This is a genomic window from Rummeliibacillus sp. TYF005, assembly GCF_003844195.1.
Classification (GTDB): Bacteria; Bacillota; Bacilli; order Bacillales_A; family Planococcaceae; genus Rummeliibacillus.
Window position 1 is genome coordinate 282,370 of sequence record NZ_ML122542.1, and the last position, 17,459, is coordinate 299,828.

Genomic DNA, 17,459 nt, shown 5'->3' on the forward strand with positions numbered 1-17,459 from the left:
GAAGTGGATTTATCTTTCTCTTATTAATGGGCAGTAAGATGTTTACATCAAGATTGAGAAAAATCAAATCGGTTGTTGGACAATTCCATGTATCTTATGGCCACACTAACCATAAAAGTAAAAACCATGTTATTTTTATGGACTTAATACCGATAAAATAGTATCAGTTCTAAAGGACCTATTTGAATTTGATTTGAGTTATAAATCTACAAGGATGTAGTGAATCTTTAAGGAGGAATAATTTTTGAGGATACAACATAATATAGCTGCTTTAAATACAAAGCGTCAGCTAGGGATTAATAATGATAAAGCATCAAAAAGCTTAGAAAAGTTATCATCAGGCTTTAAGATCAATCGTGCAGGGGATGATGCAGCAGGCCTTGCAATTTCAGAGAAAATGCGTGGGCAAATTAGTGGACTTAATATGGCTGCAAAAAATGCACAGGATGGTATTTCTCTTATTCAAACAGCAGAAGGAGCATTAAACGAAGTACACTTAATGTTACAACGTGGTCGGGAACTTGCTGTACAATCTGCAAATGATACAAACACAGATGACGATCGGGCAGCGCTACAAAAAGAAGTGAGTCAAATATTCGACGAGATTAATGATACTGCTCATCGCACTGAATTTAACACATTGAAAGTTTTAAAAGGCGGTTCTTTGAACTCTAATCCAGCAGCTGACAAAATATCACCACAAGCCAAGCAATTAACGGAGCAATTGATTAATTCTACACTTGGAAATGCAGAGAAAGCTGTAACAGACGCCTATGGTTTAACTACAGATAAATATGATATTGAAGTAAACTACATAAGTGAAAAAGAAGGTGGACGTGTTGCTTGGGTAAGTGTGGTTAGTACTTGGAATACAAATCCTGATGGCTCGGAAATTGCTGGTTCCAGAAAGTCTTTTCCTACATCATTGACATTGGACAAATTGGACTTTTTTGGGGATAATGCCCCATGGATAGAACCAGACCGTATTATTGCTCATGAAATGACACATGCAGTTATGGGGGGAGCAATCAAAGACTTCTCATCTCTTCCAGGATGGTTTACAGAAGGGGCTGCTGAATATGTAGCAGGAGCCAACGAACGAGTCTCTACTTCGCTTCAAAATCTAGCAGTGAAAACCAAAAATGCAAATTTCTCAAACTTATCTGGAGCAGATAAAAATGATATCTATTCAGCTTTAGTCAGCAAATTAGGAGAAATTGATAGTGGTTCATATGTTATTCCATCATCAGAGTTAACGTTAGATGAATCCTATACAAGTGATGCTTATTCAGCCGGTTATCTTGCTACAAAATATCTAGATAAATTGATTAAAGATAACAATGCAAGTAATGATATATCTACTTTTATGCAAACACTACAAGGCGGTACTAGTTTTGATGCAGCTATTAACACATTTACAGGATTAGCAGATGGAGCTGCATTCGAAGCAAAATTTAAAGGAACAGATGGAACTTCATTCTTAGCAGGACTCTCTTTGAGTGGTACAGGAAGTATTTTAACTTCAAAAGGCTATAGTGATACTGATACTGGTATTATTAAGGATACCCCATCATCTAGCAGCTTGTTTAACTATACTTGGGATGAATCTACAGGTGAAGGTATAGATCTGACAACAGCGACAAAACCAGAACACTTCTATTTCCACATAGGAGCAAATCAGGGGCAAGCATTGGATATTAAACTCCCAGATATATCTACAACAAACTTAGGACTAGAAGGGGTAACGATAGGCTCACAAGATAGTTCTGATAAGGCAATCTCTAAATTTGATAATGCCATTAAAATCGTTTCAAGTGAGCGATCAAATCTAGGGGCAATCCAAAATAGACTTGAACATACCATTAATAGCCTAGGAACAACATCTGAAAACTTAACAGCAGCAGAATCACGTATCCGTGATACAGATATGGCAGCAGAAATGATGGCGTTCACGAAAAATAACATCTTAACTCAAGCTGCACAATCTATGTTGGCACAAGCTAACCAACAACCACAAGGCGTACTTCAATTATTACAATAGCAAGCCTGAAAAAACATTTGAAATTTTTTCGAAATAGACTAAACAAAAATGAGCTACTTACGATATATGTAGTGTAAGGCAATAGCCGAACAACTCCACAGGGACGTGGAAGACTAAAACAAATTCAAGGAGGAATCTCACAATGAGAATTCAACACAACATCGCGGCTTTAAACACACACCGCAACTTAGCAGCTAACACTACAGCAGCTTCTAAAAACTTAGAAAAATTATCTTCAGGTTTCAAAATTAACCGTGCTGGCGATGATGCTGCAGGTTTAGCAATTTCAGAAAAAATGCGTGGCCAAATCTCTGGTTTAGACATGGCTTCTAAAAACGCTAATGATTCTATCTCTTTAATCCAAACTGCTGAAGGTGCTCTTAACGAAACACACTCTATTCTACAACGTATGCGTGAATTAGCAGTACAATCTGCAAATGATACAAACGTTGCAGAAGACCGTTCAGCATTGGACAAAGAAATCACTCAATTAAAAGCAGAAATCACTCGTATTTCTACTGACACAGAGTTCAATACTCAAAAATTATTAAACTCTGACTTCCAAGATCGTACATTCCACATTGGTGCTAACTCTAAACAAGCAATCCAAATTTCAATTGGTGATGTAAGTTCAAAAGCTCTTGGTATTCAAGGCGATGAAGTAGGTTCTGTAACAAATACAAAAGTAGTAGATGAAATTAAAATTGGTTCAGTTACTGCTAAATTTACAGAGAAAAATACAGCTGCAGGAATTGCAGATTCAGGTTATTATGCAAATGGTAAATTAGTAGTTGCTAAAGGTTCATCAGCAGACGGTCGTTTAACTGTAGGTGCTGCAATTACAGTTAAACATAGTGCAGGTACAGGTTTGTCAACAGGTACAGGTCTTTCAGTAGCAACAGGTGCATCAAGCAAAGAAGGAAAATATTCAGAAATGAAAACAGGTGCAAATAACTCTGTAACTTCTACATTCAAAGATGCAGTTAAAGATGCAAATGGTAAAGTTACTAAAGATGCAGGTTACTATACTTCATCAGGCACATTAACCTTTGCAGCTGATGAAGCATTAGATAACGGTGCTAAAGCTGATGTTAAAGGTATTAGCTTATTAACACAAAAAGGTGCAGATTCTGCTATTACAAAAATTGATGAAGCAATCAAATCAGTATCAAATACACGTTCTAACTTAGGTGCTGTACAAAACCGTTTAGAACACACAATTAATAACTTAGGTGCAACATCTGAAAACTTAACAGCTGCAGAATCTCGTATCCGTGATACAGATATGGCTGCTGAAATGATGGCATTCACTAAAAATAATATCTTAACTCAAGCAGCACAATCTATGTTAGCTCAAGCTAACCAACAACCACAAGGCGTTCTTCAATTATTACAATAATTTTATAATTATTTAAATAAAAAAGCATGTTCTTTTAAAGAACATGCTTTTTTAGTATGTAAAAATTATTAAAACAGTCGATAAAATTACTAGAAAGTAAGAAAGTGAGCGTTTTAATAATGTTAATTGATATGAACATAGAAGCTCTTTCACAAAGTGAGTTACATTGGATTGGAGAACACCAAGCTGATTTGTTTCCTCAATATAGAGCAAAAGAAAATGCAAGGCAAGAATACTTTGAAGATTATGATGGCAAAATTTTTTTATTAGAGGATCAATTTGATGAACATTATGAGTTAAATCGTCATAAACGAGAATTGATTTTTGCAATTGGCTTGAATTCAGTACATGAACTAAGAGAATTATATAAAAAAAAGAATAAACATAGTATATTAATAGTAGTAGAACCAAATTTATCTTTTTTTGAACATGTATTTGTAACAAAAAATTTAAATTTGTTTAAGAATAAAGATGTAATTCTTTTTGCCGATGATAGTGTGAATTTAGCAGAGTTTTTACAACCACTTTTACATGATATTGATATTTTAGCCTTAATTAAAAATATATCATTTTATGTGACAGATTATTATAGAAAATATGGTATTCAAAAAGCAAAAGAATGTGTACAAATTATTAAACAAACAACTAGAAGTATCGTTATAACATTGGGGAACGATACTCTAGATAGTTTACAAGGACTTGAACAAAATTTAATTAATATACCTTATATTAGAAAATCTAAAAATCCTGAATTTGTAAAAAACGCATATGAGAGTATTCCTGCTATATTAGTAGCTGCAGGTCCTTCTTTAAATAAAAATATTCAAGAAATAAAAAGAGCGCAAGGAAAAGCTGTAATTATTGCTGTAGATACAATCCTAACAAGATTAATTGATGAAGGGATAACCCCAGATTTTGTATGTTCTATAGAGCGTGTTGATTTAGTATATGAATATTTTTATAAGGATAAAAATATTCCGGATACTGTAACTCTTGTAGGACCACCTCTGTTGGATCCCCGTATTTTCAGAGACTACAAAGGCCCACTTATGTTACCTTTCCGTACAGAAGTTAACGAATATCGTTGGTTACAAAGAGCACTGGCAATTCCGGGAGACATAGGAATGCAAATGGGGTTATCTTGTGCGAATGTGGCATTCGGTTTGGCAATGCATTTAGGCTGTTCTCCTATTATTATGACTGGACAAGATTTAGCGTATGGTCAAAGTGATACTGAGACACATGCTTCTGGTACTACATATGATAACAAGGAAAGTAAGAAGGATGAAACACAGGATGATTTTGTAGAGGGGTATTATGGTGGGAAAGTAAAGACTACACATATTTGGACTACTTTTAAAAATTGGTTTGAAAGTCAAATTATTGAGTATGACTTAAAGGTAATTAATGCCACAGAAGGGGGAGCAAAAATTTATCATACTGAACAATTGAGTTTGCAAGAAACTATCAATCAATATTGTCAAAATGATATTGATAATATATATGAACGTATTACGAGAATACCTTATTATGAAATTAATGATAATGTAATGAAAGAGAATTTTATTGATCAGTATAAGTATATGGGGATATTCCGTGAAAAATGTTTATACTACTATAATAATTTAGACAATATGGAGATAGATAATCTGTCCTTTATGAAAAAACAAGGTAGTTTAAAAGTTGAATTGGATAAGGTTTTTGAATTAACAAGAGAAATTCAAATGAATCAACTCTTATACCATAATATACAGGCAATATTATTAAGATTTTTAGCAAATTACAGTTCAATTGAAGATATTTTAAGTGTGGGAAATTATCGCCGTCAACGTGATATTCGCATCCGCTTTATAGGATCAGTAATTGTTACTGTTACTAAACTTGAAGAGTATTTAGGACAAGTTTTAGAAAAAGAGTTTAATTTGAATTTAGAAGAACTTGAGCTGGATTAGGGATAATGTATAATTATTTAGACTTATATAAGGAATGAAAAGAATGAAAAAAATCCTAGTAACCGGAGCCAATGGTTTCATCGGTTCCCATTTAACAGAAGAGCTTGTACGTCAAGGTTATGACGTACGTGCATTTGTAGAATATAACTCTTTTAACTCATGGGGATGGCTAGATTCTTCACCAAAAGAGATCAAATCAAGTTTAGAAGTCTTTTCTGGTGACATTCGTGATCCATTTGGTGTGAAAGAAGCAATGAAAGGATGTACACATGTGCTGAATTTAGCGGCACTGATTGCAATTCCTTATTCATATCATTCACCAGCGACTTACATTGGTACGAATATTAATGGTGCATTAAATGTTGTGCAAGCTGCTCGTGAATTAGGTGTGGAAAAAGTGGTCCAAACGTCAACAAGTGAAGTTTATGGTACAGCTTTATATGTGCCGATTGATGAAGATCATCCATTACAGGGTCAATCGCCATATTCAGCATCTAAAATAGGAGCGGATCAAATAGCGATGTCTTTCTACCGCTCATTTGATACACCAGTATCAATTATTCGACCATTTAATACGTATGGTCCCCGCCAATCAGCACGCGCTGTTATTCCTACAATTATTAGTCAATTAGCGAGTGGGAAAGATACAATCAAGCTAGGCACAATTAGTCCAACACGTGATTTCAATTATGTGATGGATACAGTATCAGGCTTTATTTCGGTAATGAATTCGGATAAATCAATTGGTGAAGTGATTAATATCGGTTCAAACTATGAAGTTTCGATTGGCGAAACTGCTGAACTGATTGCAGATATTATGAATGTAAAATTAACAATCGAAACAGATGAACAACGTTTACGTCCAGAAAAAAGTGAAGTTAATCGCCTATGGGCAGAAAATAAAAAAGCAAAAGAGCTTTTAGGTTGGCAACCAACTTATGGTGGCAAAGAAGGTTTCCGTAAAGGATTAAAGGAAACAATTGAATGGTTTACAAATCCTCAAAATTTAGCTCAATATAAGGCAGATGTTTATAACATATGATGAACGAACAATGGAACGGCTTTGTACAATCAGTAAAATCTTATTACAAACAAGATTTTGTACCATTACATGAGCCTACTTTTAATAACAAAGAACTTGAATATGTAACCGATTGTGTGAAAACTGGATGGGTTTCATCTGTAGGTGCATATGTTACACGATTCGAAGAAGATTTAGCAAAAATGGTTGGGGTAAAACGTGCCGTTGCAGTTGTAAATGGTACAGCTGCGTTACATATTGCGCTAAAAGTAGCAGGTGTTAAACCAAATGAAGAAGTATTAATGCCAGCGCTGACGTTTATTGCGACTGCTAATGCGGTCTCTTATGCAGGAGCAGTGCCACATTTTGTGGATGTTACAGAAAGATCTTTAGGATTAGATCCGTATAAGTTAGATAAATACTTAGAGAAAATTGCAGTGAAACAAGGTAATGAGCTTTTAAATAAAGAAACAAATCGTGTCATTCGTGCGGTCGTGCCGATGCATACGTTCGGTCATCCAGTTGAATTAGATGAATTAATAGCTGTATGCGATAAATACAATCTAACATTGGTGGAAGATGCAGCAGAGTCATTAGGTTCATATTATAAAGGTAAACATACTGGAAGCTTTGGTAAAATCAATGCCATGAGTTTCAATGGAAATAAAATCGCTACAACAGGTGGTGGTGGTGCCATTCTAACTGATGACGAAGCTTTAGCAGACTATGCAAAACATTTAACAACAACTGCAAAAGTCCCTCATCATTGGGAATATGTTCATGATGAGATTGGTTATAATTATCGTATGCCTAATATTAATGCAGCACTTGGTTGTGCACAACTAGAAAAGGTACCAAAATTCATTGATATGAAACGTGACCTTACTCGTTTTTATAAAGACTTAGTAAAAGATATTGAGAGTGTACAGTTGTTTGAAGAACCATCTTACAGCAACAGTAACTATTGGCTACAAACGTTATTACTAGATTCATCTATGAATCGTGATGAAGTATTAGCTTATTTAAATGATAATGGGGTTATGAGTCGTCCTATATGGCAACCGATGCATTATTTAGAGATGTACAAAGATTGCCCTCGTAGTGATTTATCTGTTATTGAAGATTTAAATAGGAGAATTATTAATGTACCAAGTACACCGGTGAAATGAGGAGTTACATATGAATAAAAAAATCTGCATTGTGACCGGCACACGTGCTGAGTATGGGCTGTTAAAAAGCTTAATTACACAAATAAATCAAGATGTTGCATTTGAATTACAATTAATCGCAACGGGTACGCATTTGTCTCATGAGTTTGGATTAACTTATAAACAAATTGAGCAAGATGGTTTTATCATTGATGAAAAAATTGAAATGCTGCTTTCTTCGGATACCCCTACAGCTGTAGTTAAATCAATGGGACTTGCTACCATTGATTTTTCTACAGCTTTTCAGCGTTTAAATCCAGATTTGATTATTATTTTAGGGGATCGATTTGAAATGTTAGCTGTAGCACAAACGGCATTAATTTTACAAATCCCTATTGCACATATTCATGGTGGCGAAAATACTTTTGGGGCATATGATGATGCAATTCGCCATTCTATTACGAAAATGGCAACATGGCATTTTGTAAGTACAGAAGAACATAGAAAGCGTGTCATTCAATTAGGTGAGCATCCTAGTAGAGTGTTTAATGTAGGAGCAATGGGGATTGAATATATTTTTAATTTAGAATTATTATCTAAACAGAAATTATATGAAGAATTACAATTAGATCTAACAAAGCCTTTCTTTTTAATTACGCAGCATTCTGAAACAAATGGGGATGTTACCGCCATTGAAGATTTGTTAAACGTATTAGATGAACATGATGTGAATTTAGTATTTACAAAAGCAAATGCGGATAATGGTGGTCGTGAAATTAATAAAAAAATCAAATATTTTACCGAAATAAATAATAGAGCAAAACTATTTGATTCGTTAGGTCAATTAAAATATCTAAGCGCAGTAAAACACGCACAACTAGTTATTGGAAATTCATCTAGTGGATTAATAGAAGTTCCTTATTTGAAAACCCCTTCAGTAAATATAGGAGACCGTCAAAAAGGACGTTCTTGTCCTAATTCGGTAGTTACTACAGGGATTACAAAAGATGAAATCGATAAAGGAATTAAAAAAGCATTAGAGTTTAAGGGCCCGTATGAACAAATATTTGGTGATGGTCATGCAACGAAAAAAGTGATGGAGATTTTAAAATGTTTGGATACATTTAAAATTCAAAAGGAGTTTTATGATTTATGACACATACATTTATTATCGCCGAAGCGGGAGTCAATCATAATGGCTCCCTTTTTTTAGCGAAACAATTAGTAGATGCTGCAAAAGACGCAGGTGTTGATGCTGTTAAATTTCAAACGTTTAAAGCAAAAAATTTAGTGACGAAAACAGCAGAGCAAGCAAACTATCAAGTGGAGAATATAGGGGAAGCATCATCACAATATCAAATGTTAAAAGAATTAGAATTAACCTTTGAAGAATTCAAGAAATTAAAAAGATACTGTGATCAAAAACACATTCATTTTCTTTCAACTCCCTTCGACTTTGAAAGTGTAGACTTTTTAGTTGATCAATTACAAATGGATATTGTTAAAATTTCTTCAGGAGAACTAACAAACTTACCATTTTTACACTATATAGCAACAAAACAAAAGCAAATGATTATTTCTACTGGAATGGCCACAATGCAAGAAATTCATGAAGCTCTAGCTATTATAGCTTATGGATTAGCATTTCCTGGTCAAAAGGTTAATTATGATGAAGCAACACAATTCTATTTACAGGAAGGTACTAAACAATTATTACAAAAATATGTGACAATACTACATTGTACTACGGAATATCCAGCACCATTTGATTCTATTAATTTATTGGCTATGCAGGATATAAGACAACAAACACAGTTGAAAACTGGATTTTCAGATCATTCAAAAGGGATTTCTGTACCAATAGCAGCTGTGGCACAAGGGGCTATGGTAATTGAAAAACATTTTACATTAGATAAAAATTTACCTGGACCTGATCATATTGCATCTTTAGAACCAAATGAATTAAAAAAAATGACAGAAGCTATTCGTCAGGTTGAACAAGCTTTAGGAGATGGAGAAAAAAATCCAGCTGAAGTTGAACTGAAAAATAAAGTAGTAGCTCGTAAAAGTTTAGTAGCTTTGAAGCCTATAGAGGAAGGTGAAGTATTTACAACCTCTAATTTAGGCGTAAAACGCCCAGGTAATGGAATTCACCCTAAATTATATTGGACATATTTAAATAAAACAGCGAAAAAATCATATAGTCAGGATGAATTGATTGATGAATAAGCCGATAATCATAATAGGTAATGGTGGTCATGCGTTAGTTTTAACAGAATTATTAATGCTAAACAAGAAGCAGATTTTAGGTTTTACATCACCGTCTAATGAAACGAATAAATTTGATTTGGCATATTTGGGTAATGACTCAATTATATTCAATTATGATCCAGAGGAGATTGAATTAGTGCTAGGCATTGGAAGTGTTCAACCAAATAGCATACGTTCAAAAATTTTTAATGAGTTCAAATTAAAAGGCTATCATTTTGCAACATGTATTCATCCAAAAGCAATAATTACTTCTACAGCGAAAATTGGTGAAGGTGTACAAATCATGGCCGGTGCAATTATTCAGTCTTTTGCCGAAATTAAAGATAATAGTATTGTGAATACAGGGGCTCAAATAGATCATGAATGTATCATTAACAAAAATGTTCATTTAGCACCAGGGACTATTTTATCTGGCAATGTACAAATTGGGAGTAATAGTCATGTAGGAACAGGTGTGAAAATTATTCAAGGAGTTACAATTGGAGGAAATACAATGATTGCTGCAGGAGCGGTGGTTGTAAAAGACATTCCTGAAAACAGCAAGGTAATGGGAATACCAGCTAAGGAAGTGTGATTATGAAAAATTTTAAAAATATTATTTTACCTGAGCAAACGTCCATTATAGAAACAATGAAAATTATTGATGATAGTGCGATGCAATTTGCAGCAATTGTGAATGATAAGAAGCAATTAGTTGGAACAGTTACAGATGGAGATGTGCGTAGAGGGATTTTAAAGGGGATATCATTAGATGAACCTATTTCTGTCATTATGAATAAACAGCCAACTTTTTTTATGGAAACAGAAACTTCAACTTCCTATAAAAAATTCATGCAATTTCATAAATTAAATCAACTGCCTGTTGTAAATAAAAACCATGAAATTATTGATATTATATTTTCTGGATATTTTAATGATGAGAATATCAAAAAAAATAAAGTAGTGTTAATGGTGGGAGGTTTAGGTACACGATTGAGGCCACTCACAGAGCATGTTCCAAAACCTATGTTGAAAGTTGGCAACAAACCAATATTAGAAACGATTATTGAAGGCTTTCATAATCATGGATTCATTAACTTTGTGTTATGTGTAAATTATAAAAAAGAAGTAATTCAAAACTATTTTAAAAATGGTGAAGCGTTTGGTGTAAATATAGAATACATTGAAGAAAAGCAACCAATGGGCACTGCAGGTGCATTGTCATTACTACAAGAAGAAGTAACAGAACCTATTTTTGTGATGAATGGAGATTTATTAACACAAGTGAATTTCTCTCAATTGTTAAAGTTTCATGTGAAAACAAATTCTGTTGGTACAATGTGTGTTCGAGAATATGAATATCAAATTCCTTTTGGTGTTATTGAAACAAATGAACATCAATTAGTCTCTATTCTAGAAAAGCCAGTGAAAAAGGAATATGTAAATGCGGGTATTTATGTATTGAGTCCAGAAGCGCTAAGAATGATTCCGTCTTATGAATATTATGATATGCCAGAATTATTTAATAAAATCATCAGTACAGAACAAACAGCTTCAGTATTTCCAATACGTGAATATTGGATGGATATTGGGCGAATGTTAGATTTTGAGAAAGCCAATAAAGAATACGATTCACTATTCAAGAAAGAGGAACTAGTTTGAAAGATACAGTACTAGTAATAGGATATGGCTCTATAGGAAAACGTCATACAGAAGTTTTGAAAAGCTTAAATTATGATGTGTTGATAGTATCAAGGAGAAACTTTGAAGAAAAGAACTTTTATAAGACTACAGCAGAAGCATTGCAGAGTAATAATGTTAAATATATTGTAATTGCTAATGAAACATCTCAACATCAATTTACATTAGATGAGCTAAATAAATTAGGATATAAAGGGGTTATCTTAATTGAAAAACCTTTGACGGTCAATGAAAATATAAAATTATCAAATAAAAATAATATTTTTGTTGGTTATAACTTAAGGTTTCATCCAATTATTAAAGAGTTGAAGGCTATTTTACGAGAAGAAAAAGTGCTATCTGTAAATTGTTATGTGGGTCAATATTTGCCTACTTGGCGACTTAATACAGATTATCGGAAATGTTATTCAGCATCATCTAGAATGGGTGGGGGGGTTTTAAAAGATTTAAGTCATGAACTGGATTATTTATCCTATTTGTTTGGCGACTGGGAAAAATTAGTATCCTTAGGTGGGAAAATAAGTGATCTAGAAATTGATTCAAATGATGAAATTTCTGTTTTATTTACTACGAATAGAGTATCTAGTATTAACTTAGAACTAAATTATTTAGATCATATTATTCAGAGGTTTATTATTATCAATACTAACACTAAAACAATTAGAGCAGATTTAATTAAAAATACTCTTCAAATAAATAATGATATTAAATTTTTTGATGTTGAGAGAAATTATACATATTCACAACAACATTTAGCGATTTTAGAGGATGAATCTATAGGAAAACCATGTACTTTAAATGAAGGGTATAATTGTGATGTATTGATTCAAGCAATAGAACAATCATTAAAAGAAAGTAAGTGGATATATAATGAAAAGAATTTGTACGATATGTGCTAGAGGCGGCTCAAAAGGAGTGAAAAATAAAAATTTAAAGACTATCTTAGGAAAACCTTTAATTGCACATAGTATTTTACAAGCTCAAAATAGTAATTTATTTGATACGATTGCTGTTAGTAGTGATAGCGGTGAGATTTTAAAAATTGCTAAAGAGTATGGAGTAAATATTGTTATTCAACGCCCTGATGAATTAGCTTCTGATACAGCAGCTAAGCCACCAGTTATGAAACACTGCGTTGTTGAATCGGAAAAAATCACAAAAATTCAGTATGATACGATTGTTGATATTGATGCAACTGCACCTTTGCGAACTGTAGAAGATCTTATAAATGCTGTTGAAAAATTAGAAAGTAATACAGATGCAAAAAATTTAATTACAGGAATGAATGCAAGAAGAAGTCCCTACTTTAATTTAGTAGAGGAATCTCCGAATGGATATGTAGATTTATCAAAGAAATTAGGTCAATCATTTATTAGAAGACAAGATGTTCCTAAAGCTTATGACATGAATGCTTCAATTTATGTTTGGAAGCGGGAGGCGTTTTTTGAAGGTCCTAAAATATTTACAGATGCAACTTTAATGTATGAGATGCCAGAAGAACGATCTATTGATATTGATTCACCATTGGATTTTGAATTTGTATCATTTTTAGCAGAGAAAAGAGGAAGTTTATTGTGAGTGAAAATTATTTTGAAAAGTTTAGTTTAAAAGGTAAAAAAGCAATTGTTACGGGCGGAGCAGGTATTCTAGGAAGACATTTCTGTAAAGGTCTTGCAGATGCAGGAGCTGATGTTGCAGTTGTCGATATTAATATCGAAGAAGCAAAAAAGATTGCAGAAGTATTAGCTGAAGAAACTAATAATAAAGTTAAAGCTTTCTATTGTGACTTAACAGATGAAAAATCAGTGGAACAAATGGTGAAAGATGTTATAGAAGAATTTGGCGAAATAAATATTTTACATAACAATGCTGCTGGAAAATCAAGCGACTTAAATGCGTTTTTTGAAAAATTTGAAGAATATTCTTTAGAACAATGGAAAGAAATTATGAGTACTAATTTAGACGGAATGTTTTTAGTTGCGAAATATGTAGGAAAGCAAATGAAAAAGCAGGCTAAAGGTGGTAGTATTATTCAAACTTCCTCTATTTATGGTGTATTGGGTCCTGACAATCGTATTTATGAAGGTTCTTACTATTTGGATAGACAAATTAATACACCAGCAATTTATTCAGCATCTAAAGCGGGGGTAGTAGGCTTAACTAAATATTTAGCCACTTATTGGGCTAAAGATGGCATTAGAGTAAACGCAATTACGCCAGGTGGAGTAGAGAGTGGTCAAAATGAAACGTTTAAAAGAAACTATGGAAATCGCATTCCTTTAGGGCGTATGGCAAAAGCAGATGAAATGGTCGGAGCTTTAATTTACTTAGCATCAGATGCATCTAGCTATGTAACTGGACATAACATTCGAATTGATGGCGGATTGAGTGCTTGGTAGTAGGAACTGTTAGCGAAGGCAAATATACTAACATTAGTAGTACAAATCATGGTCGTGGTTTGTACTACTATTTTTTATACTAGAAGTGAAGGAGGAGTTTAGATAAACTGGGACCATTCAACTGATACTGAGACCCCATACCCGTATAAAAATCAGTTTACAAAAAATTCATTTAAAAACTACAAATTCAATTTATTGGATTTCATAGTCTCTTGATCAACTTTTACATATTACTACATTTTTCTTAAATCTCTCCGATATTAAATACAAAGTATATAAAACTTTGAGGGGAGGAAGTACATAATGCGTGTTTCTACAAATGGGACAGTTGATGCAGCAATTTCGGCAGAGATCATTCAAAAAAATAATACATCAATAAATCAAGTTTTTCAAAATATGTCATCCTTAAAGCAAAATGAAAGTATTTCAGAAATAACCGATGAAAATGGCAATCCAACAAAACAAGCCTATCAAACCGCGGTCAATAAAATGAATGAATTTATGGAGTATTCTCGTAAGGATTCTAAATTTGTTTTTCATGATGGATTGGAAAAGTATTATGTGGAGATAGTCGATTCAAAAACAGATAAGGTGGTTAAAGAAATCCCACCGAAAGAGCTGTTAGATGCGTATTACGAAATGCAAAAACTAATTGGTAAAATGTTTGATACAAAAGCGTAAGGAGGAGAAAGTATGGCTTCAGTAAATAATACAACAAATACATCAACGACATCATCATATTCTTATTTGCAATATAAGAATAAAATTGGTGGATTAGTATCTGGGATGGATATTGACTCCATCATGGAAAAATTGATGAAGGCTGAAAGTGCTCAAATGGAGAAACTTCAGCAACAAAAGCAAAAATACGAATGGAAACGTGATGCTTATCGTGAAGTGAATACTGCATTAGATAGTTTCCAAAAGGGTATTTTTGATAATTATGGTTTAAAAAGCTCATGGAATGCGAAAACAGTATCAGCGTCTTCTAGTGCAGTTAGTGCAACCGCAACATCTTCAGCAAATGGTACACTCAATATTACAGAAGCGAAGATGTCAACTGCTGCTCAATCTATTACTGATTTTTCAACATTAGGATTTACAGCTGACTCAACAATTGCTAGCTTAGGCTTAACTTCATCAGAAGGAAGTTTTTTAATTAGTGCAGTAGACGAATCTGGAAGTTTAATAGAAAAGAAAATTTCTTATAAAGCAACGGATAAAATTAGTGATGTAATGTCTAAAATCAATGCTTCAGGAGTTGGAGTAACAGCACTAGCTTCCAAAGGAAGTTTATCTTTAACAGCGAACGTAGAAGGAACAGTAATTGTGGATGGGCAAGATGTTGGCTCTATACAAATAACAAAAGATACTGAAGGACTGTTTGCAAAACTAGGTGTTTTAAAAGCAGGCGGAGAAGGAGATATTTTAACAAATAAGGGACCTAATGTGAAGAAAACGATTCCAGGAACAAATGGTTATATCGTTGCAAACGGAGTCAAAATTGATGGTACATCAAATAAATATACAGTTTCTGGGTATCAGTTTACAATCAATCAAGACATTAAAGCAGCACAACCAGAAGTACGTGATGAAAATAATGATCTAATAAAAGCGGCAGTAGCAGCCGATCCAGCAGCTAAAATCTCTTCCACAACAGATACAGATAAAATTGTTGATAAAGTAAAGGAATTTGTTGAGACATATAATGGTCTTATTAAAGATTTAAATACTCGTGTTTCAGAGAAGAAAAAAGTAGGTTATGATCCATTAACTGATGCACAAAAAGCAGAAATGAAAGATCCTGAAATTGAAAAATGGGAGAAAGCTGCAAAAGAAGGATTATTAAAAGGTGACTCTACATTAAATACTGTCTTGTCTAATATGCGTACGACATTATCGACATATGGAAATGGTTCTGAAGATATGTTGTTCAAAATTGGTATTACAACCTCTAAAACATACACTGATAATGGTAAACTAGAAATTGATGAAGATAAATTACGCAAAGCACTAAGTGATGATCCAGACATCGTATCACGTATTTTCACTGGCGATAGTTCTACTGGTGCTGAAGGGGTTATATCAAAATTACGTACTACTGCTCAAAATGCGGTATCGACTATTAAAAATACAGCAGGTAGTGAAAATTCTTCTTCTGATTTAACCTACTCATTAGGTAAAACAATCACATCTCTCGACGATAAAATCACTGATTGGAAAGATCGTCTAAAAGACATCGAAGAACGTTACTGGAACCAATTCAGTGCTATGGAAAGTGCTATTCAAAAAGCAAATAGCCAGTCTTCTATTTTTTCACAAGGATAATTAATTAAGAATTTTAGGGCTTTAGCTAAAAGGAGTTGTTAGGATTGTCAGTACAAAATGCATACAATGCATACAAACAAAATAGTGTTACGACCGCGTCCCCAGGTGAACTGACATTAATGCTTTACAATGGCTGCATCAAATTTATCCATCAAGGGAAAAAGGCGATTGAAGCCAAAGATATTCAAAATCGAAACAAATATATTCAAAAAGCACAAGCGATTATTTCAGAGTTGATGGCTACATTGAATATGGATATTGCCATTTCAAAAGAGATGTTCAATTTATATGAATATATGCACCGTCGTTTAACAGAAGCGAATATCCAAAGTGATACTGCTATTTTGGATGAGGTGGAAGGTCTTGTTATTGAATTCCGCGATACTTGGAAACAAGTCATTCAGATCAATCGTCAAAAGCAATTCTCTGGAGATCATGTGTAATGGAGCTTGTTCAAGAATTTCTACAAGTTTCTGCTCAGTTATATAAACATTTGACGAAGCTTCCTCCTGATAAGGAGCGCGATGAGTATATCCAGAAAATCGATGAGTATTTGGACAAGCGTGGTTCAATTATCAAACAAATCCAAAAGCTGGAAGTAAATCCTTTACCAGGTCATCCTTTTGAAAAACAATTGCGTGAACTTGACAAGGGTATTCGTGAACGATTGAAAAAAGCTAAAGCTGAAATTGCGCAAGATATGAAGAACCTACAAAAAACAAAAAAATCCGAACAGCGTTATGTAGATCCATATTCGAGTGTACGAGTGATGGATGGTACGTATTTTGATGGGCGGAAATAATAGAAACTCAGAAAAGTTCTAGTAAAAACGATATGTTTTTGCTAGGGCTTTTCTTTTTGAGTGTATAAGGAAAGAGGATTACAAGAAGAATGCTACTAATAGTTTGTATAAATTTCACTTCATTAACATGGATAGTTCTTTTTTCTTAGTGTCTATTATCTTTGTAAATTGGAATAAGTACCACCCTATTTTTAATCAAATAATATTTCATATTCTATTTTTATCAAAAACAGTGAATCTTAAAAAGAAAAATTTTTATTAAATACACGAACTTTTAATAATAGCTAATCTTATTTGTATTTTAAACATATTTATGGATGTAACCGTTAAAATTAAGCGGATATGAAGTTCTATAGAAAGTTATAGAGTATAAATGAATATGAATATTTCAAATAAAATATAATAAAATATAGATTTG

At 33.3% G+C, this 17,459-nt stretch carries 16 protein-coding genes and 1 pseudogene; all 17 read left to right on the top strand.

The window, feature by feature from the left end; all coding sequences use genetic code 11:
- Positions 1-244 precede the first annotated feature (244 nt).
- Positions 245-598: pseudogene (locus tag CW357_RS18840) on the top strand (flagellin); the annotation flags it as partial.
- A complete protein-coding gene (locus CW357_RS18155) occupies positions 584-2,041 on the top strand; it encodes a flagellinolysin (RefSeq protein WP_241155042.1) in 1,458 nt (485 codons plus the stop codon). The pseudogene CW357_RS18840 and the gene CW357_RS18155, both read left to right, overlap by 15 nt.
- Positions 2,042-2,183: 142 nt before the next feature.
- The gene (locus CW357_RS03285) at positions 2,184-3,440 is read left to right on the top strand and encodes a flagellin N-terminal helical domain-containing protein (RefSeq protein ID WP_124217323.1); all 1,257 of its coding nucleotides are present in this window, start codon (positions 2,184-2,186) and stop codon (positions 3,438-3,440) included.
- 119 nt (positions 3,441-3,559) lie between these two features.
- The gene (locus tag CW357_RS03290) at positions 3,560-5,392 is read left to right on the top strand and encodes a motility associated factor glycosyltransferase family protein (protein WP_124217324.1); all 1,833 of its coding nucleotides are present in this window, start codon (positions 3,560-3,562) and stop codon (positions 5,390-5,392) included.
- Between the two features lie 43 nt (positions 5,393-5,435).
- Positions 5,436-6,434 (top strand): NAD-dependent 4,6-dehydratase LegB, encoded by a 999-nt coding sequence (locus CW357_RS03295; protein WP_124217325.1) that lies wholly within the window; start codon positions 5,436-5,438, stop codon positions 6,432-6,434.
- The gene (locus CW357_RS03300; protein ID WP_124217326.1) at positions 6,434-7,582 is read left to right on the top strand and encodes a LegC family aminotransferase; all 1,149 of its coding nucleotides are present in this window, start codon (positions 6,434-6,436) and stop codon (positions 7,580-7,582) included. Before CW357_RS03295 ends, CW357_RS03300 begins: the two co-directional genes overlap by 1 nt.
- 10 nt (positions 7,583-7,592) lie before the next feature.
- Complete coding sequence (neuC, locus tag CW357_RS03305) at positions 7,593-8,717, top strand: UDP-N-acetylglucosamine 2-epimerase (protein ID WP_124217327.1); 1,125 nt, start codon at positions 7,593-7,595, stop codon at positions 8,715-8,717.
- Positions 8,714-9,790 (top strand): N-acetylneuraminate synthase, encoded by a 1,077-nt coding sequence (gene neuB, locus CW357_RS03310; RefSeq protein WP_124217328.1) that lies wholly within the window; start codon positions 8,714-8,716, stop codon positions 9,788-9,790. The genes neuC and neuB overlap by 4 nt, the downstream gene beginning before the upstream one ends.
- Positions 9,783-10,406 (top strand): acetyltransferase, encoded by a 624-nt coding sequence (locus CW357_RS03315; protein ID WP_124217329.1) that lies wholly within the window; start codon positions 9,783-9,785, stop codon positions 10,404-10,406. The genes neuB and CW357_RS03315 overlap by 8 nt, the downstream gene beginning before the upstream one ends.
- 2 nt (positions 10,407-10,408) lie before the next feature.
- The gene (locus tag CW357_RS03320) at positions 10,409-11,473 is read left to right on the top strand and encodes a nucleotidyltransferase family protein (protein WP_124217330.1); all 1,065 of its coding nucleotides are present in this window, start codon (positions 10,409-10,411) and stop codon (positions 11,471-11,473) included.
- On the top strand, positions 11,470-12,411 hold the full coding sequence (locus tag CW357_RS03325) for a Gfo/Idh/MocA family oxidoreductase (protein WP_124217331.1): 942 nt from the start codon (positions 11,470-11,472) through the stop codon (positions 12,409-12,411). Before CW357_RS03320 ends, CW357_RS03325 begins: the two co-directional genes overlap by 4 nt.
- A complete protein-coding gene (locus tag CW357_RS03330; protein ID WP_124217332.1) occupies positions 12,383-13,090 on the top strand; it encodes an acylneuraminate cytidylyltransferase family protein in 708 nt (235 codons plus the stop codon). The genes CW357_RS03325 and CW357_RS03330 overlap by 29 nt, the downstream gene beginning before the upstream one ends.
- Positions 13,087-13,911: an SDR family oxidoreductase gene (locus CW357_RS03335; protein WP_124217333.1), complete on the top strand. Its 825-nt coding sequence runs from the start codon at positions 13,087-13,089 to the stop codon at positions 13,909-13,911. Before CW357_RS03330 ends, CW357_RS03335 begins: the two co-directional genes overlap by 4 nt.
- Positions 13,912-14,214: 303 nt before the next feature.
- Positions 14,215-14,592: a flagellar protein FlaG gene (locus CW357_RS03340; protein ID WP_124217334.1), complete on the top strand. Its 378-nt coding sequence runs from the start codon at positions 14,215-14,217 to the stop codon at positions 14,590-14,592.
- A 12-nt stretch (positions 14,593-14,604) separates the two neighbouring features.
- Complete coding sequence (gene fliD / locus CW357_RS03345) at positions 14,605-16,239, top strand: flagellar filament capping protein FliD (protein WP_124217335.1); 1,635 nt, start codon at positions 14,605-14,607, stop codon at positions 16,237-16,239.
- 44 nt (positions 16,240-16,283) lie between these two features.
- Positions 16,284-16,682, top strand: a complete 399-nt coding sequence (gene fliS / locus CW357_RS03350) for a flagellar export chaperone FliS (protein ID WP_119415624.1) — start codon at positions 16,284-16,286, stop codon at positions 16,680-16,682.
- Positions 16,682-17,041: a flagellar protein FliT gene (locus CW357_RS03355; protein ID WP_124217336.1), complete on the top strand. Its 360-nt coding sequence runs from the start codon at positions 16,682-16,684 to the stop codon at positions 17,039-17,041. The genes fliS and CW357_RS03355 overlap by 1 nt, the downstream gene beginning before the upstream one ends.
- The last annotated feature ends 418 nt before the right edge of the window (positions 17,042-17,459 follow it).

Coding starts and splice junctions, on each gene's coding strand:
- CW357_RS03285 (WP_124217323.1), top strand. CDS start 2,184: ATGAGAATTCAACACAACATCGCGGCTTTAAACACACACCGCAACTTA.
- CW357_RS03290 (WP_124217324.1), top strand. CDS start 3,560: ATGTTAATTGATATGAACATAGAAGCTCTTTCACAAAGTGAGTTACAT.
- CW357_RS03295 (WP_124217325.1), top strand. CDS start 5,436: ATGAAAAAAATCCTAGTAACCGGAGCCAATGGTTTCATCGGTTCCCAT.
- CW357_RS03300 (WP_124217326.1), top strand. CDS start 6,434: ATGAACGAACAATGGAACGGCTTTGTACAATCAGTAAAATCTTATTAC.
- neuC (WP_124217327.1), top strand. CDS start 7,593: ATGAATAAAAAAATCTGCATTGTGACCGGCACACGTGCTGAGTATGGG.
- neuB (WP_124217328.1), top strand. CDS start 8,714: ATGACACATACATTTATTATCGCCGAAGCGGGAGTCAATCATAATGGC.
- CW357_RS03315 (WP_124217329.1), top strand. CDS start 9,783: ATGAATAAGCCGATAATCATAATAGGTAATGGTGGTCATGCGTTAGTT.
- CW357_RS03320 (WP_124217330.1), top strand. CDS start 10,409: ATGAAAAATTTTAAAAATATTATTTTACCTGAGCAAACGTCCATTATA.
- CW357_RS03330 (WP_124217332.1), top strand. CDS start 12,383: ATGAAAAGAATTTGTACGATATGTGCTAGAGGCGGCTCAAAAGGAGTG.
- CW357_RS03340 (WP_124217334.1), top strand. CDS start 14,215: ATGCGTGTTTCTACAAATGGGACAGTTGATGCAGCAATTTCGGCAGAG.
- fliD (WP_124217335.1), top strand. CDS start 14,605: ATGGCTTCAGTAAATAATACAACAAATACATCAACGACATCATCATAT.
- CW357_RS03355 (WP_124217336.1), top strand. CDS start 16,682: ATGGAGCTTGTTCAAGAATTTCTACAAGTTTCTGCTCAGTTATATAAA.